We start from the raw sequence: 22760 nt of genomic DNA on the forward strand, positions 1-22760 counted from the left end.
GCTATGAGTTTCGAATTAACGGGCTAGAGAGTCTGGCGCCGATGCGGCCTAATCACTGGCGAAGTCTTGCAGTGGTTCTCGGGACGGCGGTTGCCGATAACGACCAGCGCTGAATATTTTAATAAAGAAACAACTATCAACTGTTGGGGTGATCGTTTTGATCGCGCCGCTAATTAATGTGTTTGGCATTAAATAAAGGGGAGATGTCATGTTTCAAGCGAGTTGGTTAACCCGTTGTGTGCAGGCGGCCAGCCTGGCCGGAATGTTCACTCCGCTGATGGCCCAGGCGGATTTTATCGAAGACAGTCACCTGGCCCTGGGCTTGCGTAACTTTTATATCGATCGCGACTTCAAGGGCGAGAACCCGAAGAATTCCCGTGTCGGCAGTTGGACCCAAGGCTTCGACCTGCGCTTTATTTCCGGCTATACCGAAGGCCCGCTGCAATTCGGCCTGGACGCTTCGATGCAATACGCTTACCGGCTCGATGGCGGCGGCGGCAGGGGACCTGACAGCATCATTCCGTACAGTGTCAGCAAGCAGGAACAGGCTAGCGATTACGGGCGCGGTGGTTACACGGCGAAAGTGCGCTACTCCAAAACCGAACTGAAATTCGGTGAACACCGGCCAACGTTGCCGGTGGCCTATACCGACGACTCGCGGCAGTTGATCACCACTTATCACGGCACCCTGATCGAGTCCAGGGAGGTCGACAAGCTGACCCTCACCGGCGGGCGATTCACTGAAATCAGTGGCCGCGAATCTTCCAATAGCGAAAAGATGTACCTGTTCAACGGGCCTGACGTGCAGCGCCGCAGCGACGGCCTGAACTTCGGCGGAGCGAGCTACGCGTTCACCCCGGCGCTGACCGCCAGCTATTTCTACGGGCAACTGGAAGACATCTACCGTCAGCATTACCTGGGTGCCACCTACCTGTCTGACCTGGGCGGCGGTTACGGTCTGAAGACCGACCTGCGTTATTTCAACAACAAGGAAGACGGCGATGCCCTGTACGGGCGCATCGACAACCGTTCCTATGGCGCCATGACCACCTTGCGCAAAGGCCCCCACGCCATTGGTCTGGGTTACCAGCGGATGCTCGGCGACAGTGCCTTCCCAACCCTCAACGGCTATGCGCCACAGCCTTATCTGGTGAACTGGTCGGCCATAGCCTTCATCAAGCCCAACGAAAAGTCCTGGCAGGCGCGTTATGACTACGACTTCGCCGGCCTGGGATTGCCCGGCTTGAAACTGATGACCCGCTACATGCGCGGCAGCGATATCGATCGTGGCGCGTTGAGCGACAACAGCGAATCCGAGCGTAACATCTACCTTTCCTATGTGGTCCAGGACGGACCGCTGAAGAACGTCAGCGTCGAATTGCGCAACATCAACGTCAAGTTCCAGCATGGCAACGACTTCGACGAGAACCGCCTGATAACCGCCTACACCTGGAAATTCTGGTAGGTCGAGCCTCGGCCAGTGTCGACTGCAGGAGTTGCGCCAGGTTGCGATCGGCCGGTATTCAACACCGTTTGAGGTAACACCTGCCTGGCATCTGGGCAGGTAATACCCAATCAGCTCATTCCTCGGATGCATGACGAGGGTGCCGGACGTGGGTCCATGCGCTTTTTTACCGCGCTGCCCCAGTGTTCGCGGACCGGGAATGCGTTGTGGCATACAGCCCATTCTTGCACAGGGCCGATTTTGTCCGTTTATTCGGTGAATGTTATCCGCATATTTCGCCAGACCCCTGGAGGGCTGTTCGCGGCATGAAGATTGCTCTTTCGAGTTAAAGGCGCGCCGTTAGAGCTCGTCCATAAAATAGCCTTGGGTGCCCCGTGATGAGTACAAGTCCTGATGTACATGTTCGAGACATTCGTATCGAGCGTTATGACCTCAATGGCGCTCGCCAATGGATGGCTGGCATATGCGGGCCGCACCTGCTCAAGACCAGCACCCCCAACCGGATCCGCTTCCATCACAGCGGCAATGTGCTCAAGTCGATGTCCACCACCCTGGGGACCATCGAGTACGGCACTGACGTCACGGTGGGCATCGAAGACGCCGAACACCTGAGCAGTTACAGCCTCACCCTGCCTCTCACAGGCGAGCAGTATTTGAGCAAGAACGGCTGCCAGGTCACCTCGGATCCCGATCACGGGATCATCGTGTCGCCCCACGAAAACCAGGAACTGTCGATTGCCGGCGATTGCCGCAAGATCCAGGTGGTCATCACCCGAGCGGCCATGCGCACATCCCTTGAGGACATGCTGCAACGGACCCTGGAAACCCCTCTGCGCTTCGAACCGCTGATGGACGCTGTCAACGGTTCGTCAGCATCGTGGTGGCGGATGGCGCGCTACTTTATCGGCGAGCTGGAGCGCAGTCGCGAGCTGTATGACCAGACCTTTTTTACCCGGGATATCGAGAACTCGCTGATCAAGGGCCTGATCCTTGCCCAGCCGAATAACTACTCCGCAGAGTTGCGCGATGTGCTCGGCGTGAAGCTGCCGCATTACCTGATCCGGGCCAAGCAATACATCCACGAAAACGCCCGGGAGGCGTTGCACCTGGAAGATATCGAGGTGGTGTCGGGGGTGTCGCGCTTCAAGCTGTTCGAAGGCTTCAGGAAGTACTTCGGCCTGTCGCCCATGGCTTATCTGAAGAAGTACCGCCTGGGGGCGGTTCGCCAGGAAATCCTCGAGGACAATTCGGCGCGCAATATCTCCGTGATCGCCATGGGTTGGGGCTTTATCCACCTGGGGCGTTTCTCCAGCGAGTACCGCAAGCTGTTCAATGAAACGCCGAGCATGACCTTGCAGCGCAACGAAGCCCGCCGTAACCGGTCGTTTTGAACCATGGCGTCGCTATTCGCCAACCCGGCTTCTGGCGCCGGGGCCGGGCTCGATCTGTCGCGGCTGTGCCAGACCCCCGTATTCACCAGCCGGTCGCGGCAAGAGAGCCATAGGCTGCTCGCTCGTGAGCTTGTCGAGCATGACCTGAGCTGGCGCGGCGGCAGTGTCGATACGGCGTTCTTTCGCGCCGAAGTGGGGCGCTGCCAGTTGTTCGTGTTGCGCTATGGCGCGGAGGTCGAGGTGCGGCCACGCCCCTTTACCGATTTCGTGCTGATGCAGATGCCCTTGCGGGGCCGGGCGAGCATTGAATGCGATGGCCTTTCGCTGGAGCTGGAAGCGGGCCAGGTGGCGGTCCTCTCGCCCAACCGCCAGGCCCGCCTGGTCTGGCACAGCGGCTGCGAACAATTGCTGCTAAAGGTACCGCGCAGCCTGTTGAGGATGATGCAAGAGCGGCTGGTGGATGAAGGGGGACTTGCCGTGGGGTTTACCTTGCCGCCAGCCTATCGGCTCGACACCGACCAGACGCGTGGCTGGCTGCGGTTGGTGGACGACTTGCTCGAACAACTGGGCTCCAGCGCCGGCGGGCCGGTGCATGGGCACTGGCTGCGTCACCTGGAGGAGAGCCTGCCGCTGTTCTTGCTGACTCACCCGCCGAAAGTCGACTCGGCCCCGACGGCAATCGTCGAGTCGCCGGCACAGCGTCAGGCAATGCGTCAGCTGCAGAAGATCGAAGGTTTGATGCGCAGCCACCTTGGTGAAGCGCTCACCCTGGGGAAGCTGGCGGCGGCGGGGGGGATGAGCGTGCGCAGTCTTAACACCTTGTGCCAGCGCTGTTACGGGCAAACGCCCATGGAGCGCTTGCGCAACCTGCGGCTTGAAGCGGTGCGTGAACGTTTGCTCGGTCGTCGCGACCTGAGCATCACCGAAGTCGCCCTGGAGCATGGCTTCGGTCATCTCGGCCGCTTTGCCCATTACTACCGAGAGCGTTTTGGCGAATTGCCGCACCAGACCTCCAGCGCCCGGGCAGACTGAACCAAGCCCTCACACTTGTGGCGAGGGGGCTTGCCCCCGTTCGGCCGCGTAGCGGTCGTAAAGCGGCATATTGAGCCCATCTGGAAGACTGCGTTAGCTGGTTTCAGGACCGCTGCGCGGTCCAACGGGGGCAAGCCCCCTCGCCACAAGTCCCTCGTTCGCCTCGAGATTTTCTTGAGTGAGCGTGTTGGGTTTAGCGGTCGGCACTACTCGGCCATTTGCCCATGAGGGTGTTGGACGGCAGTTGTTCGTCGAGCAGCTTCTTCGCGGTTTCGATGCCAGCCACCGGCAGGCCGGTGGGATCGAGCAGGCCGATCTGCACCAGGACGCTGGCCTGGTCCCAATAGATGTGCTCATGGCAGAGCTTGTCGCCACGGAACTTGATCACGCCCAGCATCGGGATTTCGACGTACTTCCCGGTCGGGGCGACATTGGGCAGCATCCAGTCGATTTCGCTGGTGTGGGTGAAGCACATGACGAACTCGTCGACGATCTGCGAGGCGCCGACGGTGCGCGAGATCGGCACCAGTTTCATGTCCGGCGGGTTGGCGTGGACGAAGTGGTTCTGGTAGAAGCGGCTCAGCTCTCGGTTGCCCACGCCACCGGTCATGGTCGGGATATGGTTGACGTAGGGTTCTGCGACCATGGTCGCCATGGTCGCCGGCACATCGCGCACGGCGAATTCGAGTTCGATGTGCTTTTCCCACAGGTCGGACAGGTTGTAGTGCGGGCCGATTTCCTGCTTGAGCGCGGCGATGGTGCGCTCATGGGCCATCAACGCTGCCGGCTTGTTGTAGTGCATGCCGCCGTTGCGGGCGAAGGCGTGGTCGACGTCGGGGTAGGTGTACATCTCGACCTTGTCGCGTCCAGCCAGACGTTTGCTGATGAGCGACCTGGCATCGGCGTCGCAGTAGCCATCCTGTTCGGCGAAGTGCAGCACCAGGCGGCCTTTGATGTTGTTGGCTTCTTCGAGCAGCTGTTCGATGCCCATGCCGTAATAGCCCACGGAGCAGGCGACATCGGTACGGGTCGCGGTCAGGTACGCGAGCTTGCCGCCCATGCAGAAACCGACATAGCCCAGGCCGCCGGCTTCGACCTCGGGCAGGCCGCGCAGGGCCTTGAAACTGGCGTCGATGTCGTCGACGGCCTGGTCCAGGTCCATGCGCTGGAACAGATCAATGGCACGGGCGAAGTCGGCCTCGGTGTAGCCCAGATCGACGCCCGCCTCCAGGCGCCAGAACAGGTCCGGCACCAGGGCGACATAACCTTCCTCGGCGTAGAAATCGGCCACCTCGCGCATGTTGCTGTTGATGCCAAAGATCTCCTGGCCAATTACCACCCCGGGGCCTTTGCCGCTGGCGGGTAGTGCCAGGTAACCGGCGAAACTGCCGCTGCCGTCGCTGGCTTGTACATTGATCATGGTGCCCATGTCATTTCCTCGTTATCGACTCATCAGTAGGTCTTGTTTGTAGTATTCATGGTGGCTAACCGCTGGAGCTTATCGGACCACTCAAACCGGGTCTCGCAATCGTTCGAACCAGACGCGCGGCGAGAGTCCCTGATCGGGACCCAGGATCGAGAAACCGCCGTCCACCGGGATATCTACGCCCGTTATCCAGGACGCACCCTGGCTGCAAAGGAAGGCGACAACCTGGCCGATTTCTTCGCCGCGCCCGACCCGACCCAGCGGGTGGAAGGCGGCGCCGACGCGGTCAGCCACGGCGAGGTCGCCGCCGCTGAGGTTCGCCACCGAGGGCGACCAGGTCCAGGCCGGCGAGACGCTGATCACCCGGATCGCGGCGGGCGCCAGGGTCACCGCGAGGTTGCGGGTCAGTTGCAGCAGCCCGGCCTTGGACGCCGGATAGAGGGCGCGCCCGGCCGCGCCGAATTTGCCACCGGTGCTGCCAATGTTGATCACGGTGCCGCCTTCGCTCATCCGTGGCGCGGCTTTCTGGACGAAAATCGCGGCCGAGATCAGGTTGACGTTGAGGGTGTGCAGCCATTGCGCCCGGTCCGATAACAGCCCCTGGTCGTCGTAGACACAGGCGTTGTTGACCAGGATGTCGAGGCGGCCAAAGGCGGCGAGGGTCGCTTCGATACAGTCGTCGATGTCTTCGTCCCGTTCGACATTGCAGGCAACGAAACGGCAGTGTTCGCCCAGTTCGGCGGCGAGTGTCGCGCCGGCTTCCCGGTTGCGACCCACCAGCATGACCCTGGCGCCAGCCTGCAACAGCTGACGGGCAATGTCGGTGCCCAGACCTTGGGTGCTGCCGGTGACTATCGCCACCTGGTCTTGCAGGTTGGCAGTGGGGACCGGTTTCATGGCGTTTGCTCCAGGGCACTCTCGACGTCACTGATGGTGGCGATCAAGCGCATGCTTTCCAGGGCCGCCAGATGGGTGGCCGATTGGGCGGCGGCGCAGGCATCGGCCAGCACCGTAACCTCGAAACCGCAATCGACGGCATGGCGCACGGTGCTTTCCACCACCGAGTGGGTGGCAACCCCGGCGATCAACAACTGCCGCGCGTCGAGCTGGCGCAGCAGGGTGTCCAGCACAGTGCCATAGAACGCGTTGATGCGAGTGTGAGTCACGACGAATTCGTCGGGGCTTTCCAGTGGCCGCAGGGCGTCATGGAACTGCGCGCCCCAGCTGCCTTCCTGGACCGCGCCGCTGGCCGCCACGGCCCGCAGGATCGGTGCGTTCTGCAGCAGATCGGCATAGTCCGGGCGGTAGGCCACTCGCACATGGATGATCGGCCAGCCCCGGGCGCGGGCGCCTTGCTCAAGCCTGACGGCGGCGTCCAGCACCGCGCTACGAGCCGGATCGTCGGCTCCGAGCCCGACCCGGATGCGCCCGTCCGGGTGCAGCACATCGTTCTGGTAGTGCAGGGCAAGTACGGTCGGTCGGCTCATCAGACGAACACCTCGAGGTTGGCGAACACGTCGTTGCAGTTGATCAGGTCGACCCGTTTGAGCTGGATCTTCCAGCCGCCGCTGTCCTGGCTGGCCAACTTGTAGGTGTAGCGTCCGGCCAACTGGCGTTGCTCGAGGCGCCATTCGCTGACCTGGAAGGTCGCGCTGACCACCAGTAGCCCTTGGCTGTCGAGCCCTTCGATCATCACGTTACCGATCAGGTGGGCGGTCTGGGTTGGTGGCTGTTGCGACCAGTTGCGGACGTTTTCCACCCGGCGGATGCGCACTTCGCGCAGCATGCGGTTTTCCCAGAACAGCGAGATATGTTCGAACGGATCGGCCTGGCCGTGTTTCTGCGGCACCCAGTACATGCCCGAATCGGTGAACAGTTGGTCCCATTCCCAGAAGCGTCGCATGTCCAGCAGGCGCGCTTCGCGATAGAGAAACTGCTCGATCTGGCGCAAGGTTTCGCTGGGGACCTGAGCCGGGGTCAAGGCCTGGGTCGAGACGTCGAAGGCGCGATCAAGCAGCATGGGTACTCTCCTTGGCGATCAGGGTGGCGGTCATGTAGTGCTTCCAGGCGGCGAACTGATTGCGCATCGGCAACTCGCTCGTGCCATTGGTGGAGACCGCGCCGTCGGGCAGTAACTTATCGGTGCCGACATAGCGGTGCATGCTGATCCACTCGCCGCCGCGGGTCATGTTGCCCTCCTGACAGCGGGCATAGACTTCCACGTCATCGGGCATGACATTGGAGGAGGGGGAGTTGATAACGTTGGCGTAGGTCAGCGCCCGGTCGAACACCGCATCCGGTGCGCCCTTGCAGCGAAAGGTCTGGATTTCCACCAGGGTACGATCAACGGCCATCGGCCGGATCACCCGGAATTGCATGAACACGGTGTGCGGCGAGCCGCTGCCGTAGATCACCGTGTTGTGTCGGTTCATTCCCAGTATGGCTCTGGCGCGGTCTTCGCCATAGGCGTCGCTCAGGCACTCGAAGTGGGCTTTGGACACCTCGTCGCGCTCGGCGGCCGCCGGGTCAAAGATCGCCTCCATGTAGCCGTGGCCATTGTTGTAGGCCCTCAGCTCGAGTTTCTCCCAGAAGTCGTAAGGCTCGCCGTTGCCGTCCATGATCAGCAGCTCGAAGGGCATTTCACCCAACACTTCGGCTTCGCTGCGGGCCGCGTCTACCGAGGATTCGTGGGTGACACGGGCGTGCATGGTGTCATGGAGGTTTTCGTAGAAAACCTTCCAGTTGGAGCGCTGCATGACCCGGAAAATACCGCCAGCGACTTCGACCTCGCCCACCGGCGAGCGGTCGCAGAGGTTGTCGATGGAAGTGATCACTCCACCGAGAAAGCTTTTCAGGTCCGGGCCGTGCTCGATCTGGCTGGCGAACACGAAGCCCCGATAGCTGTCGACCCGCGCTAGCCCGACCATGGAAAAGTCCGGGTGTTGGGGGTTGAAGCAGGTGCCTTCGAAAGCGTTCTTCAAGGGGGCCGAGAGGTGCTGGCCGTCGAGCTTGAAGGTCCAGGCGTGGTAGGGGCAGCGGAAGAACTTGCCGACATTGCCGTCACCCTCGGCTACCAACTTGGCGCCTTTGTGCGGGCAGCGATTGTAGAGCACGTTGACGCGCTTGTCGGCACCGCGAACCAGAATCACGTCCTGGTCGCCGATACGCGTGGTGTGGTAGTCGCCGACGTTCTTGACCTGACTCTCGTGGCCCACGTAGATCCACGCCTGACCATAGATGCGCTGCATTTCCAGTTCGAACAACTGTGGGTCGGTGTAGACACTTTTGTGCACGCTGTCGTCGCGTACCAGGGCCGCGATCTGATCATTCGAGGGAATCATGGTTTCTCCTTTTTTTAACAGCCATCAATAGGCGCGCGTTGCAGCGGCGCACTTACAAGTCGAGTACCAGCCGGGCGCTGCTGGCGCGTGATACACAGGTACAGAAACTACCGCCGGCCCGCTCACGCTCCGACAGGCAGATATCGCGGTGTTCAGCGTTACCTTCGAGCACCTGGGCCACGCACACGCCGCAGTCGCCGCGACGGCAATCGAACATCGGGTCAAGATCGGCTTCGATCATCGCTTCCAGCACGCTCTTGCCCGCGGGCACCTGGAGCGTCACGCCGCTGGTGCGCAGCTCCACTTCAAAACCGGCTTCGGTCTCGGTGTTAAGGGTGCCGACGAACAATTCGCTGTGCAGTTGGCTGTCGTCCCAGCCCAGGTCGCGAGCGGTTTGCAGCACGCTGGCAATCAGCGGCTTGGGGCCGCAGACGTAGAGGTGGCGCCCCGCCGTGTGCGAGTCCAGCAGTGTGGCCAGCGGCAGGCGCCGCGCCGGGTCGCCGCCGCTGATCCAGCATTGAGCCGTGCCCAGTGCCTGGACTTCTTCCAGGTATGCCATGCGAGCCGCATCACGACCGGCGTAGTGAAGGCTGAAGTGCCGCTGGTTGGCGGCGAGCGAACGGGCCATGCCGAGCATCGGGGTGATGCCGATGCCTGCGGCGATCAGCAGGTAGTCGCCGGCTTCGTCCACCAATGGGAAGTGGTTCTTCGGCGCCCGCACTGTCAGCTGCTGCCCGGCCTGTACCCCATGAATCCAGCGAGAACCGCCGCTGCTCTGGTCTTCCAGCTGCACGGCGATTTCGTAGTACTGGTCGTCGGGCAGGCTGACCAGCGAGTAAGCCCGCCACATCGGTTTGCTGCCCGGGATCTGCACTTCGATATGGGCGCCGGGGGTGAAGCCGGGCAGGAGTTGGTCGGCTTCAGCGACCAGAATCAGGCGGCGGATATGGGGCGTGAGCGGGTCGATCCGTTCAATACGCAAAGACAGGCTGGGCATGCACGATTCCTGTACGGGGCGAGCGCTGCTCACCGTTGAAGTCGTACTCACTGTAGGGGAGGGGGCAGGGGCGAAAAAGCCGATATCGGCAAGTCGATATCCGCATCTTGCGTAAATGCGCGGCGCTGATTATCTGGGGGTGAAAGAGTGGCGCGAGGACGTCGATCGCCGGCACATCGTGGGTGTCGTCATGAAAGCGCGGCAGGCGATCGCTGTCGTTGGTCAGCTCAGCTCCTGGAGGTTTCTGGAAGCCGGGCGATCACCTTGATCTCGAACTGGAAGCCATAGAGCCACGTTACGCCGACGGCGGTTAATGTCGGGTGCGGCGAGTGACCCCAGAACTCCGGGACAACCTTCCAGATCGTCTCGAACTTCGATTCGGGATCGACGATGAAGACGGTTATGTCAATCACGTCGTCGAATGTGCAACCGGCAGCCACCAGGATCGCGTTCAGGTTGTTGAACGCCAGCCGGACCTGCGCCTCCAGGTCGGGCTCGGGCGAGCCGTCTTCGGTGCTACCGACTTGCCCCGAAACGAACAAAAAGCCATTGGAGCGGATCGCCGGCGAATAGCGATTGCGCTCATAAAGCGCCTGGCGCCCGGGCGGAAAAACAACGTCGCGCTTGGTCATATCGTGCCTCCATCAACGGGTCAAAACCGACCCTGAACTAACAATGGAAGGACTTTACGGGCTTGTACTTGCCCGATAAACGAGCAACTGTAGCTATCACTGTTTGTGAAAACCAAACAATCCGCTAGCTATCCGGGGTAAAAATGGACCGTTTTGATGCGATGCAGGCATTTGCTCGGGTGGTGGAAACGGGCAGCTTCACCAAGGCGGCCGAAACACTGCATATGAGCAAGACCAGCGTGACGCAACTGGTGCAGCAATTGGAGGCACGGTTGCGCGTCAAATTGCTCAACCGCACGACGCGCAAGGTCAACGTAACTGCCGACGGCGCCGTCTATTACGAACGCGTGGTGCGGCTGCTGGCCGACCTGGACGATGCCGAGACTAGCCTGTCCAGTGCCTCAACGCTGCCCAGGGGCCGGTTGCGAGTGGATGTGCCCAGCCCGCTGGCCAGCATGATACTGGTGCCGGCATTGCCTGCGTTTCACGCTCGATACCCCGATATCCAGATCGACATGGGCGTAAGCGATCGCATTGTGGATCTGATCGGTGAGAATGTGGATTGCGTCGTGCGCGGCGGCGAGCTGACCGATCAGTCTCTCATGGCCCGGCGGGTAGGCGACCTGCAGCTTGGCGTTTATGCGGCGCCGAGCTACCTGGAGCGCGTCGGTACGCCCTCGCACCCGCGAGAGCTGGAAGACTCGAATCATCGCATCGTCGGCTTCCTGTGGGCGCGAACCGGCAAAGCGCTACCGTATGCCATGCGCAGCAACGGAGAGAGTGTCCATATCCAGGGTCGCTACGTGCTGGCGGTCGACGATGGCAATGCCTACATCGCGGCCGGGCTGGCCGGCCTGGGAGTTCTTTGGCTACCCGACTATATGTCCAAGGCCCACCTCGCGCGCGGCGAGTTGGTGCCCTTGTTCGAGGACTGGCGCCTCGACCCGATGCCGTTGTACGTGGCATTTCCGCCGAACCGGCATATCAGCATCAAGCTGCGCGTGTTCATCGATTGGGTCGCTGAGCTGATGGCAGAACATGCGCCTATCGCTGAGCGACATCATGCGTGACTACAGCGTTGGAAGGGGTGAGGAGATTCGGTGATTGGAGCTGCTTTTTGACCAATGACCGCTCCTGGACGATAGTGCCCCCCGTTATTCGATTCGCGGATGCTGCTGCACGAGATGCTCACGTTTAGCTTTCAGCTCGGCGATTTCTGCGTCGATGTCCTCGATCTTCTGCTCGATGTTGTCGTGATGTTCCTGCAGCAGTTCTTGCGCTTCCTCAATGTCGGAAGCCGCCGGAGCTGCACCACGCAACGGTTTGTTCGCCGTTTCTTTCATAGTCACGCCGGTCATCAGACCCACCACGGCAAACACCATTAGGTAGTAGGCCGGCATGTACAGGTTGTGGGTGCTTTCCACAAGCCAGGCCACGGCGGCAGGGGTCAGACCTGCGATCAATACCGAGATGTTGAAGGCGCTGGCCAGTGCGCTGTAACGGATGTGGGTGGGAAACATCGCCGGAAGGGTGGACGCCATCACTCCGATGAAAAAGTTGAGCAGCACGGCCAGCACCAGCAATCCGGAGAAGATCAGGCCGAGCTTGCCGCTGTTGATCAGCATGAAGGCCGGGATGGCGAGGAAGAACAGGCCGACGCTACCGCAAATGATGAAGGGGCGGCGGCCAATCTTGTCACTGATCAAACCGATCATCGGCTGGACGAATAACATGCCGACCATGATCGCGATGATGATCAACACGCCGTGATTTTCGCTGTAGTGCAAGTTGTGTGTCAGGTAGCTCGGCATGTAGGTGAGCAGCATGTAGTAGGTGACGTTGGTGGCCGCCACCACGCCAACGCAGGTCATCAGGCTGCGCCAGTGCTGGGTGGCCACTTCCTTGAAAGACACTTTCGGGCCGCTGGCCAGGCCTTCACGAACATCCTGTTCCAGTTTCTCGACATGTTGCTGGAATGCCGGCGTCTCCTCGAGGGCATGGCGCAGGTAGAGCCCGATCATGCCCAAAGGCAGGGCGAGGAAGAATGGCAGTCGCCAGCCCCATTCCTGAAACTGCTCTTCGCCCAGAATGGTGGAAATCAGTACGACCACGCCTGCGCCGAAGACGAAGCCAGCGATCGAGCCGAAGTCCAGCCAGCTACCGAGAAAACCGCGCTTGCGATCCGGGGCATATTCGGCGACGAAGATCGAGGCACCGGTGTATTCACCGCCCACCGAAAAACCTTGAACCATCTTGGCCAGCAGCAACAGGATGGGCGCCCAGATGCCGATCGAGGCATATGACGGTATCAGCCCGATGGCGAAGGTACTGAGCGACATGATCACGATAGTGGCCGCCAGGACTTTCTGCCGACCGTACTTGTCCCCCAACGTACCGAAGAACAAACCGCCCAGGGGGCGGATCAGGAAAGGGACCGAGAAGGTCGCCAACGCGGCGATCATCTGCACGTCGGGATCAGCGCCGGGGAAAAATACCTTGCCGAGAACATAGGCGACAAAACCATAGACGCCGAAGTCGAACCATTCCATTGCGTTGCCGAGTGCAGCAGCAGTGATCGCCTTGCGCATCTTGACGTCGTCGACAATGGTGATGTCTTTCAATCGAATCGGTTTGACGTTCTTCTCACGTGATTTCATGTGAGCCACTCTGTCACTGACCTGTCTTGACGCAAACCGCTGAGCCCGGTGTGGCACAGGCTAAATGGGTCTGCCTTTGCCGAAGCCATCTTTTTGATGGCACGGCTTCTTCTAGATCAGATACAAGAGGACACGAAAAAATTCATATCTCGCCGTTATTTATTGCTGGCGGCAAAAGCTGTCAGCGCGTCTGATCGAAACTACAGCGAAGACGCTGCCGCCCGCCAACTGATCCTCGCCCGGCACGGGCTGACCGAAGTCACCCAGGCTGACCGTCAGCACGACATCGAGCTTGGCGACCTGATGCACAAACGGTACGATCGCCATTTCGAGCTGCCGGTACTGCCCAAAGGTATCGACGTCTTTGCCCTGGCTATGGAGCTGGGCGACTGCGTCTACGCCCACTCAGTGCAGCTGTACGGGCAGATCACTGCGCGCATGGCCGAGGAAGGCATGCGGGTGTTCGATGCCTATCCGGGACTGTATCTGCCGCGCTATTGGCCAAACGCAACGCGTAACACAGGGAATATCAATGCATCAGGTTGCGCAATGTTATCTTGGCGTATGGAAGCGGCGTTTGATCCAGCACCGCTCAGGGCGTTCGGACAGCGAAACGGCCGTGTATTGGCTACAGACACAGCGACTGTTTGCCGACCTGCGAATCCCCTCCAATCCGCTCCCCAGTCTGGCGCTCGAAGAACTCAGCCACGCTCAACATCTGGCGTTGTGTGAACAGAAAGGTTTCGCCGGGGTGACCCAGATAGACGCCGACATTTGCCAATGGCATCGCAAAATGGACTATCAGCCGGTCAGTGACGCTGAAGACATTGGTCGCATGCACTTTGAAACCAGTGAGTGCCTGATCGAAACCGCTCTGGACGAAAGTTACTACGAAATTTGGGAACGCTTGCCCGACTCCCTCGGCGCTTGTCGTGGCCAATGGTTGCAAGCGATGGATGAGCCATCGCGTCAGGGCTGTCTGCTATTGGTCGGGGACTATTTTCTGTTCGCCGCCAGCCGTCCCACACCGCTGACACCGGGCGCTCATTTGCGCGAAAAGTTCAGCCAACCCGAAAGCTCAATAAACCCTGCTTCCCTGTTCGCCTGCGAACTGTCTTTTGGCCGGCATCACGCTGGAGAAACCCCATGGAAAATCGAGTGCTCAACGCTCCCCGCCAAAACTGGCCAGTTCCTGCTGCCAACATCGGTGGACCCGTTTGCCCCGGATATTTTTGCCAATGAAGCCGTCATGTCTTCACTCGGCACATTCATTCCAGCTGGCGGTTGGCGCTGTGCGCCTGATCCGTGACATACCGATCAGTTAAGCCAAAATGCGATCCCTGTAGCAGCTGGCGAAGCCTGCTGCTACAGGGTATGTGTCGCTGCTGACCCGTTAGTCCCGCACGAATCGCTGCGCCATAACCCGCAACAAACGATCATCCTCCCCCGCGGCGCCAATCACCTGCAGCCCCACCGGCAGGCTGATCGCAGGCAGCCCGGTGAGGTTCCAGGCACTGGTATGGCTGAGCAGCGCGGCGCGCACATCGATGTCCTGCTCACCAACCCGGACCTCGCGCGCATCGACTGCTGTCGCGGTAATCGGTACGCTGGGCGAGACCAGGAAGTCATAGCGCTCGAACAAGCGCGCCATCGCCGTCTTGAGCCGTACCTGGCTGGCCTGTGCGCGGATGTATTGCCAGCCCCTGACTTCACGCGACAATTCGAGGCGTTCGCGCACCTCCTGCTCGAACTTGTGCGGTGCATCCTGCATGCGCTCGGCATGCACATCTGAACATCCAGGACCTCTCGACCCAGACCGCTGCTGGTGCCAACCAGACCAGAGCTTCCAGTCAGGAACTGTCGCGGCTGGCCCGCTCCTTCAATACCCTGGTAGCGCAGTTCAAGCTTTAAGGTCCTGAGGACGGCCTCACGTCGGCCACTGGCCCAAGAGCCGCCATCTGTAGGAGCCGCCGGGCGGCGTTCCTACAGTGGACCCCATTCACTTAACTGAACGGCATTAGGGTATGCCCGGCAGCAGCGCCAAGCTGACGTTGCCCTCCCGGGCAATTTACAGTGCGCTGGACGTCACCCGTTGCGCCAAGCTAGTGCGGTTGATTGCAAGTTCACCGCTTACATCCGGGCCGCAATAGACCATGGAAGTTTCATGGTGCACATAGTCGCCATAGCGCTGCGCACTCAGCCAATTGAACGAGCCAATACACAGCAATTCCTCATCAGCCATAACGATCTTGCTGTGCACCTTGTTGACCACGCACACCTGAACATCCCGGGTTTTCAGCGCTGCAATCGCGTCTTTGAATTCGGCGATTCTCTCGGGGTCACCCCCAGGCTTGCCGCGCTGGATACCCGTGTTGAATCGCAGGTCGGTATACACCACCACCTGGACGCCGCGCTGCACCGTATTGCCCATGATGTCCATCGCGCCGCTTTCCTGCATCCATCGCAATTTCACCCAGGGCGTTACGATCTGAACCTGCTGGCGAGCCGTTTCCAGCGTCTGCATCAAAAACCGATCATGCTCTTCAACTTCGTGCAGGTGGCTCAAGCCGGTACGCGCCGTTTGTAAATCTTCCCTGGGGTGATAATCGAAAATCAGCTCGTTCGCCGAATCCGCCAACAAAAACCGGGACAAACGTCCACGCGGCTTGCTGATCGGCACCTGGCTGAACAGGTCCATGTCGCCAAACACCAGAAAACTGTCCTTGGCCCGAGAAACGGCAACGTTCAGCATGCTGTCCTTGCGGTCGATAAATTCGCCATCGGCATGTTTGGAATAGACCGCCGAGAAGATCACCACCGGCCGCTCGGCGCCCTGGAAGGAGTGAACCGTGCCGACAGTCATCTCGCCATCGCCTTTACCGGTCTTGATGCCCAGTGCTGTGCAGGCCTGAACGATCGCCTGCGTCTGTGCGCCGAACGGCGTGATCACGCCGAGGATTTCCCACAGGTCCTTCTTGTAGCGCTTTGTCAGCACGGCTCCATTCGCTTGAATCCACGCAGCGATCGTCTGCGCTTCCAGGAGGTTATGACGGCTACCGCCATTGCTCTGCTGACACATTCCATCAATATGCAGGTAGCCCAGCCCCGGCAAGCCACCTTCCGGTTTTCGCCCTCGTCGCGGTTGCAGCTTGCCCTTGTAGCAAAGGGCATTGCAGTAATCGATTATCGAGTCGTAACAGCGACGGTGTTCATACAGATACATGCCTCGGGCGAGGTCGTGATCGTAGTGATACCGACTGGTCGCCTGGGCGATGGCCATGACGCTGCCGTTGGCCGCGCTACGGCCGCTATCGCAGAAGGCGGCATAGTCGTCATCGACCTTGTCGCGCGATAGCAGACCGGCGCTCATCAGGTTGCCGATATCGACCGCAACCGGAATCGACCAGATGGGTTCGATCTGCTGAGTGTCGCCGATCACCAACGCGTGCCTGGCGAGCGCGAACGACGGCGCGGCGACTTCAGGAAGGACTTGCCCGGCTTCGTCGACGATCAGCAGATCAATGAAATTCAGCGCGTAGTCATCGACGAAGCCGTTACCGTCGTGCCGCTTGCAGTGCAGCTCCTTGGGCAGCCTGAAGAAGGTGGCCACCACGCAAGGCGTGAGCTTCATCCACCGCCGCCAGTTTTTTTCCAGGGTCTTGCGACCGTTTTTGCCGCGGCTCTTGAGAATCTCTGGCAGGCTTTCGGCGACTTCCATCAGCCAACGGCCTTCCCAATAATGGGTAGTCAGCAGGAAGATTTCGAAACGCAGGGAAGTGTCCGCCCAGCTGTCGCAGTCGTTGAGCGTCACCTCGGCAGCAGGCCTGTCGGCAGGGATCGGCAGAACGGCAATCACGGCCTGCCAATTCAAGACCTGACGTTGCTCGACTTGCAGCAATTGCCGGGCCTGCTGCAGTTGGGCCTCGATGACTTCCTGGGCCTTGCTGGCTTGAGCCACGGCGACCGTCAAGCGGGTTTCTATTTCGCTGACATTGGCGGCGTTTTGCAGTTCGGTGCTGGTCTCATCGAGGTGTAATTTCGCCAAGCGCAGACGTTTGCCAGCGACCGGGCCAAACCAGCCGAACAGCGTGTAGATCAGCGACTCATGGGCCAGGTAGTGTTTGAAATCCTTCAGACGTGCTTGCGCGTTCGCAAGCTGTTCGGCCTGGTTGAGATGCTGTTCGTCAAGACACGCGATGCCTGCCTGTGGATCAACGCCGAGCAGTGCCTGGATGGCTTCGCGGGCGCCAACCAGTTTGGCCCAGGCCTGCTCGATATCGGTGAGTTGCTGCTGCCGCGAGCGGATCGCGGCCTGGAGCTGCTTGACCGCGCCTTGGACGCTCGGGCTCAAGTCATCGGGGAAGGCGATGGCTGCTCGGGTCAGGTAGGCCTGTTGCGCCTTGTCCAGATAGGCCTGCGACTCAAGCTCGGTGAAAAAGCTCTTGGTCTGGTAGGTGCGGGCCATTTCCGCTTCGGCCGAAGACTTGGGAAAGTAAGCGCCGAAGCTTTTGATATCGGGCAGCCAGCGCCCCGCAAAGGGGCCGCTCCCTTCTGAGAAGTCCTTGCCGAACGCTTTGATGATGTTGGTCACGGCCTGGTTGTTGGTGGAACTGGCCACGATCACCGGCGGCTCGCCACCGGCCACCGCAGCCTTGGCCCAGAGCGAGGCAACGACCGACAGCAGCAAGGTAGTTTTACCAGTGCCCGGCGGCCCGTTGACGGCCAGCACATCCCCCGTATCAGCGACAAGGAGATGAGCCAAGCTATCACGTTGGGCGGGCGCCAAGGCATATTCGTCCCCGGCATGGCCAAGTCGCGCGGCAAACTGGCTGTTGGCGGGCAAGCACACTTCGTCAGGGCTGGAATCGCGCTGAGCGAAGCGGTCGAACAGCGGTGCGTCGGGCTTGCTGTCGCGCAAGTGGTCGTAGAGGCAGACGATATTGCGGCTGAAGCCGTCAGCTTTGTCTTCCTTGAACACATAGCAGAAGTTGACCAGGTCGAAGCCATCCTCTGTCCCCTCCCAGCCGTCGGTGACCTTGCGGAACATTTTCATGCAGAACTGCAGATAGGCATTCCACTTGTCGCGGTGCTGGTCTGCGGTCAGTTCTTCACCCTCGGTGGATGGATCGAACTGCGGCACCGCTTCGGCGGACAAAAACGCGTCCACATCGACTTGGGCACCGATGGCGAAATTGTCGCGGTCCAGCGGTTCGAGAATGTCGCGGGGCATCAGGGTTTGCGATGTCGGATAAAGACGACCATCGCGGGCGACTAACACTCGACATACAACCGGGGTGATGAACGCTGGCAGCCCGTTGCGGGCTTTGCGGTGCTCCAGGCGTGACGTGTAAACCAAGGGCCGCAGGGTGATTTCTACGCAGGGTAATTCGGCGGGTTCGTTGGCGAATAACAGGCTCACCTGCTCTGCCGGCACACACCCTGCGAATATGGCCTCGATGGGTAAAGCGGTGAGCTTTGCGGCTTGGCTGGTGGACAAGGCGCCGCTGCCATTTTCGGCATCGGCCAGGGAATTGCGCCAGTAGTTCGCGAGTTTGAAGGAATAGTCGTTCATCGTCCTGATTCAATGCGGACCGTCACTCACTGTGACGATTGGGGGCGAGGGTAGCGTGTGGGGTGGGGGATGGCCAATCAGGACATGCTGCGCAACGGGATGCTCCAAGGCTCTGGCATCGGTGTCAGTGGACTCTGGGCCGGAACGGCCCGTTGAGCGGATGTCACTGCCACCTGATACCAGTGGTCTGCAATGACAGTGCATCCGCTCCAGAGCGAGACGCTAGCCCTCATGGTTTTCCACCCGATCGTCCGAACTGGCGCTGTTGTCGGCCACGCCCGTGCTGCCGCTGGAGTCGGTGCGGTCGATGCTGACCATCGGCACGATGATCTGAGTGCCACTGCCGCCGCCCGGCAGGCTGACCTGGTGCTGGGGGACTGCAACGCCGTCGATAAGGGGCGTTGTGGCAGGCGGCGAGGCTGGTGTCGGTCTCGCCTCTACCGTCAGTGCCAGTGAGACGCTGGCTGCCGACACGTTCCCTGCCTGGTCGATTTGCTTGGCCGTCAGCGTATGGACACCCAGCGACAGTGTGCTGCTGGTGATGCTCCAATTGCCGGTGCCGTCGGCAACAGCCGTGCCCAGCACCGTGCTGGATAGAAGCAAATGGCCACAAGTCTGGTCCGTCAACGATTCCAGGGTCACCTATGGATGGGTGGGCCGGTTAGATTGGGCTCGGAGGTTGCGCTCCATGTCGCAACGCCTCCAAGCATTTTGCTAGTTACCATCCGCCACCTTCCGTTCTATCTCGGCTATTTTTCGACGGAGCTCCTCAGCCTCCTGCTCCTTGGTTTGAGGAGAAGAGGGCGTAATGGTTTGATCCACATCGTTGGCGTCACTCTCCCTGTCCTCAAGATCTCTTTCGAGCACATTGACGTGTTTGCCAGACGTTTCGCTGGGCGGAATGTTTGATGTTGTTGCTGACTCGATGTTGTTAACAGTGTCATCGTTGTTCATATCGCGTACCTCCATTGGCCTACACCTTGGATCCTGCGGTATGGCTTGAGTTCGAGATTTTTTCCGGGCGCCTGTATCCCATATTTACCGGTCATCTGTGTCTATCGAAAGCACCACGGGATGGGTAGGGTCCACAGACGCTCTTTTATCGATGAGGCAACCATGGATCTGACGGCAATTCCCTTTGGTACGACCGATTGGTCGACTGTCGAACCGGTCCAGCATGCCGGACAGACGGGTACCGCCTGGTGGCGGACCTGCCAGTTTGGTTCGACGCGGGTGCGGATGGTTGAATACAGTCCCGGATATCTGGCCGATCACTGGTGCTGGAGAGGCCATATCCTGTTGTGCCTGGAAGGCGAGTTGCACACGGAACTGGAGGATGGTCGCCAGTTCACCCTGACCCCCGGGATGAGCTATCAGGTGGGCAACCACGCTGAGGGACACCGCTCGTTCACCACTCGCGGTGCGAAGCTGTTTGTTGTGGATTAACCCTGGGCACACGCCTGCGGAATGCGGCCAAGGCCTTCGCCTGAAATACGTCCTGATCCGAAACTGCAGATGAGCCTTCGCCGATTTTAATAATGTCTGGTTATTAGAGTTACAGTAAAACAATCATTGAACTTTTAATGTTATTTGTTGTTTTAATCCGATGTTTTATAACGATTGGGTATTGCCCTTTGGCGGCAGTTCTTTAAGTTCAGGTAGTTGCTGAATGGTTTATGTCATTGAGCCATTAGCCCAGATGGAAATGCTTGAATTTGCATATTAAAAAAAACGATCTATAGCTATCCATACCTTTCGGATCGTGGGCACGTCAGTTCCCCCCGGGAATTTGAACCGCGTCCAGGTCATCAACGGTTTTCCGAGCAGTGGGTGGGTTCGGATGTAGTTGTGTTGGTTGTGAGGCGAAGTGTTATCTGCCTCTGAAGGGATTAGGCCATCAACCTCCTGCATCCTGTCCGGAAAGGATCCGCCATGCCTGTCCAACTCAGCTATCCAGGCGTCTATATCGAAGAGCTTCCCAGCGGCGTGCGGACCATTACCGGTGTCGCGACCTCGGTGGCTGCCTTTGCCGGTTCGGCGCCACGCGGGCCGATCAATAATGCCCAGCACCTGTTCAGTTTCGCCGATTACGAGCGGCGCTTTGGCGGCCTGGCGGTGGATTCCGAGATGGGTTATGCGGTCCGCCAGTTCTTCCAGAACGGCGGTACCGAGGCTTACGTGGTGCGTATCGTCAAGGATGCCAGCACCGCGAGCAAAACCTTGCAGAACGCGACGCCGATCGACGTGCTGAAGGTCGAGGCGCTGGACGAAGGCTCTTCTGGCAACGGTATCGAAGTACGGGTGGATCACCTCACCATCAACCCCGGTAGCTCATTCAACATCACGTTCATCCGCGCCTCGGATGGACGCGCCGAACGCTATGAAAATCTGTCGATGAACTCGATGGATGCCCGCTACGCGCTGGATCAGGTCAATGCTGTTTCACAATTGGTAAAACTGAGTCGGGTGGTCGGTCAGTCGGCGCTGGATGGGTTGGCCGCCGGCACTTCGCGCAGCGCCAACCTGGCCGATGTGACGACCCTGCTGGACGCCAACCACAACGAGTTTCGGGTCAGCGTGAACAATTTGCCGCCGGTCAAGGTGCTGATCGCGCTGCCGGCGGATATCGCCGGCGGCACTGCGACCCAGCGTCTGGATTCATTGTGTGGCGCGATCCAGACCAAGGTCCGGGCGCAGGCGAACAGCCAACTGGCCTACCAGAACTTTACCTGTGGGCGGCCGGCCACTACGCAAACGATCTTGATGACTTCCGGTGTCGGCGGTGAATTCTCCAGTGTGCGGGTGCTGCCCGGGCAGAAGAGCAATGCCAGCGCCGCGCTCAAACTGGGCAGTGAGGCCGGTGGAGTCGAGGTCGACGCGGTCGGGGCGATCCGTCCGGTGCCGGTGCCTGATCCGGCGACCCTGACCAGCGACACCTTCGCTGCCAACGACCTGGATGCACTGCCGGATGCGACCCACACCGGCTTGCGCATCAGCCTCGATGGCAATCCCGACGTGATCGATATCGGTGACGCGCTGGCGGTTGGCGGCGACCTGGCGGCCAAACTGAGCGACGTAGCAGCGCGGATTCAGGCGGCGGTGCGTGCGCGCAAACCGGGCGATCCGGCCTACCGGAACTTTACCTGCGCGGTGGCCGGCAGCACCCTGGTCCTTGCCACCGGCACCCAAGGCGCGGCCTCGAGTATCGCGGTCTCGGCTTCGCCGCTAAACAGCATCGCCAGCCAACTGCACTTGCTGGCGGGCTCGCTCACCACCCAGCCGGTGAACGTCACGCTGCAGGGTGGCAGTGAAACAGCCTATGCCGCCGCGGATATCTATTCTGCCTTCATCGCTGACCGTGACACCCGCAAAGGGCTGTATGCCCTGGAAGCGGTGGACCTGTTCAACATCCTCTGTCTGCCGGGTATCACCGACACTGGCGTGCTGATGGATGCGGCGGCCTACTGCGAGGAGCGCCGGGCATTCTTCGTGATCGACTCGCCGCCAACGGCTGTCGATCCACAGCAGATGGTGGCGACGGTATCCGGCACCGCGTTGCCAAAGTCCGATCATGCCGCGGTCTACTACCCCTGGATCTACATCGCCGATCCCCTGAAAAACGGCAAGCTGCGTCTCAGCGCACCTTGCGGCACCGTGGCCGGGCTTTACGCCCGCACCGATGGCGACCGTGGTGTGTGGAAGGCGCCGGCCGGCACTGAAGCCAGCCTGATCGGGGTGCAGGCGCTGAACTATCAATTGAACGACCGCGAGAATGGCAGTCTCAACCCGCTGGGGGTCAACTGCCTGCGCAGTTTTCCGGTCTACGGCGCGGTGTCCTGGGGTGCCCGGACCTTGCGCGGGGCCGACCAGATGACCTCGGAATACAAGTACGTACCGGTGCGCCGACTGGCCCTGTTTCTCGAAGAAAGCCTGTATCGCGGCACTCAGTGGGTGGTGTTCGAGCCCAATGATGAGCCGCTCTGGGCGCAGATCCGGCTCAACCTCGGCGCCTTCATGAACAGCCTGTTCCGCCAGGGCGCCTTCCAGGGCAAGACGCCGCGCGAGGCCTATCTGGTCAAGTGCGATCGTGAAACCACCACCCAGGACGACATCAATCGCGGCGTGGTGAATATCCTGGTGGCGTTCGCCCCGCTGAAACCGGCGGAGTTCGTGGTGATCAGGATCCAGCAGCTGGCTGGGCAGATTCAGGTGTGATCAAGGCTGCGGCCGCCCGGGTGGGTGACCGC

18 protein-coding genes and 2 pseudogenes are annotated in these 22760 nt (G+C 60.3%); 8 read left to right on the forward strand and 12 right to left on the reverse strand.

What is annotated here, in order from left to right; genetic code table 11:
- Nucleotides 1–208: 208 nt before the first annotated feature.
- From F8N85_RS06425 to F8N85_RS06435, 3 genes are all read left to right on the forward strand, one after another.
- A complete protein-coding gene (locus tag F8N85_RS06425) occupies nt 209–1465 on the forward strand; it encodes an OprD family porin (protein WP_150802822.1) in 1257 nt (418 codons plus the stop codon).
- 377 nt (nt 1466–1842) lie between these two features.
- Nucleotides 1843–2856: an AraC family transcriptional regulator gene (locus tag F8N85_RS06430; protein ID WP_191636128.1), complete on the forward strand. Its 1014-nt coding sequence runs from the start codon at nt 1843–1845 to the stop codon at nt 2854–2856.
- A gap of 3 nt (nt 2857–2859) precedes the next feature.
- Nucleotides 2860–3888 carry an AraC family transcriptional regulator gene (locus F8N85_RS06435; protein WP_150802823.1) on the forward strand — a complete coding sequence of 343 codons (1029 nt, stop codon included), beginning with the start codon at nt 2860–2862 and terminating at the stop codon, nt 3886–3888.
- A gap of 193 nt (nt 3889–4081) precedes the next feature.
- Here the strand turns inward: F8N85_RS06435 and F8N85_RS06445 are convergent, their stop codons facing one another.
- The 7 genes from F8N85_RS06445 to F8N85_RS06475 all read right to left on the reverse strand — a co-directional run bounded on the left by F8N85_RS06445 (nt 4082) and on the right by F8N85_RS06475 (nt 10284).
- The gene (locus tag F8N85_RS06445) at nt 4082–5317 is read right to left on the reverse strand and encodes a dienelactone hydrolase family protein (protein WP_150802824.1); all 1236 of its coding nucleotides are present in this window, start codon (nt 5315–5317) and stop codon (nt 4082–4084) included.
- An 81-nt stretch (nt 5318–5398) separates the two neighbouring features.
- Nucleotides 5399–6211: an SDR family oxidoreductase gene (locus F8N85_RS06450; RefSeq protein WP_150802825.1), complete on the reverse strand. Its 813-nt coding sequence runs from the start codon at nt 6209–6211 to the stop codon at nt 5399–5401.
- Nucleotides 6208–6801 carry a cysteine hydrolase family protein gene (locus F8N85_RS06455; RefSeq protein ID WP_150802826.1) on the reverse strand — a complete coding sequence of 198 codons (594 nt, stop codon included), beginning with the start codon at nt 6799–6801 and terminating at the stop codon, nt 6208–6210. The genes F8N85_RS06450 and F8N85_RS06455 overlap by 4 nt, the downstream gene beginning before the upstream one ends.
- A complete protein-coding gene (locus F8N85_RS06460) occupies nt 6801–7334 on the reverse strand; it encodes an aromatic-ring-hydroxylating dioxygenase subunit beta (RefSeq protein WP_150802827.1) in 534 nt (177 codons plus the stop codon). The genes F8N85_RS06455 and F8N85_RS06460 overlap by 1 nt, the downstream gene beginning before the upstream one ends.
- Nucleotides 7324–8655, reverse strand: coding sequence for an aromatic ring-hydroxylating dioxygenase subunit alpha (locus F8N85_RS06465; protein WP_150802828.1), 1332 nt, complete (start codon nt 8653–8655; stop codon nt 7324–7326). The genes F8N85_RS06460 and F8N85_RS06465 overlap by 11 nt, the downstream gene beginning before the upstream one ends.
- 52 nt (nt 8656–8707) lie before the next feature.
- Nucleotides 8708–9652: a PDR/VanB family oxidoreductase gene (locus tag F8N85_RS06470; protein ID WP_150802829.1), complete on the reverse strand. Its 945-nt coding sequence runs from the start codon at nt 9650–9652 to the stop codon at nt 8708–8710.
- Between the two features lie 227 nt (nt 9653–9879).
- Entirely contained in the window at nt 9880–10284 is a 405-nt protein-coding gene (locus tag F8N85_RS06475; RefSeq protein WP_150802830.1) for a RidA family protein, read from the reverse strand.
- Between the two features lie 143 nt (nt 10285–10427).
- Between F8N85_RS06475 and F8N85_RS06480 the strand changes: the two genes are divergently transcribed.
- A complete protein-coding gene (locus tag F8N85_RS06480) occupies nt 10428–11354 on the forward strand; it encodes a LysR family transcriptional regulator (protein WP_150802831.1) in 927 nt (308 codons plus the stop codon).
- A gap of 84 nt (nt 11355–11438) precedes the next feature.
- Here F8N85_RS06480 and proP read toward each other — a convergent pair whose 3' ends face one another.
- On the reverse strand, nt 11439–12941 hold the full coding sequence (proP, locus tag F8N85_RS06485; RefSeq protein WP_150802832.1) for a glycine betaine/L-proline transporter ProP: 1503 nt from the start codon (nt 12939–12941) through the stop codon (nt 11439–11441).
- A gap of 201 nt (nt 12942–13142) precedes the next feature.
- On the opposite strand from proP, the pseudogene F8N85_RS34865 reads away from it, so the two are divergent.
- Nucleotides 13143–13445: pseudogene (locus F8N85_RS34865) on the forward strand (TetR/AcrR family transcriptional regulator); the annotation flags it as partial.
- Nucleotides 13446–13518: 73 nt separating this feature from the next.
- Nucleotides 13519–14250 (forward strand): hypothetical protein, encoded by a 732-nt coding sequence (locus F8N85_RS06495; protein ID WP_224795654.1) that lies wholly within the window; start codon nt 13519–13521, stop codon nt 14248–14250.
- 84 nt (nt 14251–14334) lie between these two features.
- Here F8N85_RS06495 and F8N85_RS06500 read toward each other — a convergent pair.
- The 4 genes and pseudogenes from F8N85_RS06500 to F8N85_RS06515 all read right to left on the reverse strand — a co-directional run.
- Nucleotides 14335–14730: pseudogene (locus F8N85_RS06500) on the reverse strand (amidase family protein); the annotation flags it as partial.
- Nucleotides 14731–15009: 279 nt separating this feature from the next.
- Nucleotides 15010–18513: an AAA domain-containing protein gene (locus F8N85_RS06505; protein ID WP_150802834.1), complete on the reverse strand. Its 3504-nt coding sequence runs from the start codon at nt 18511–18513 to the stop codon at nt 15010–15012.
- Between the two features lie 222 nt (nt 18514–18735).
- The gene (locus F8N85_RS06510; RefSeq protein WP_150802835.1) at nt 18736–19116 is read right to left on the reverse strand and encodes an Ig-like domain-containing protein; all 381 of its coding nucleotides are present in this window, start codon (nt 19114–19116) and stop codon (nt 18736–18738) included.
- A gap of 111 nt (nt 19117–19227) precedes the next feature.
- Nucleotides 19228–19467, reverse strand: a complete 240-nt coding sequence (locus F8N85_RS06515) for a hypothetical protein (RefSeq protein WP_150802836.1) — start codon at nt 19465–19467, stop codon at nt 19228–19230.
- 162 nt (nt 19468–19629) lie between these two features.
- Here F8N85_RS06515 and F8N85_RS06520 point away from each other — a divergent pair, with 162 nt between their 5' ends.
- Nucleotides 19630–19959 carry a DHCW motif cupin fold protein gene (locus F8N85_RS06520; protein ID WP_150802837.1) on the forward strand — a complete coding sequence of 110 codons (330 nt, stop codon included), beginning with the start codon at nt 19630–19632 and terminating at the stop codon, nt 19957–19959.
- A 486-nt stretch (nt 19960–20445) separates the two neighbouring features.
- Complete coding sequence (locus tag F8N85_RS06525; protein WP_150802838.1) at nt 20446–22728, forward strand: phage tail sheath family protein; 2283 nt, start codon at nt 20446–20448, stop codon at nt 22726–22728.
- The last annotated feature ends 32 nt before the right edge of the window (nt 22729–22760 follow it).

The sequence above is a fragment of the Pseudomonas fluorescens genome (genome assembly GCF_902497875.1).
In the GTDB taxonomy this organism is placed as follows: Bacteria; Pseudomonadota; Gammaproteobacteria; order Pseudomonadales; family Pseudomonadaceae; genus Aquipseudomonas; species Aquipseudomonas fluorescens_BR.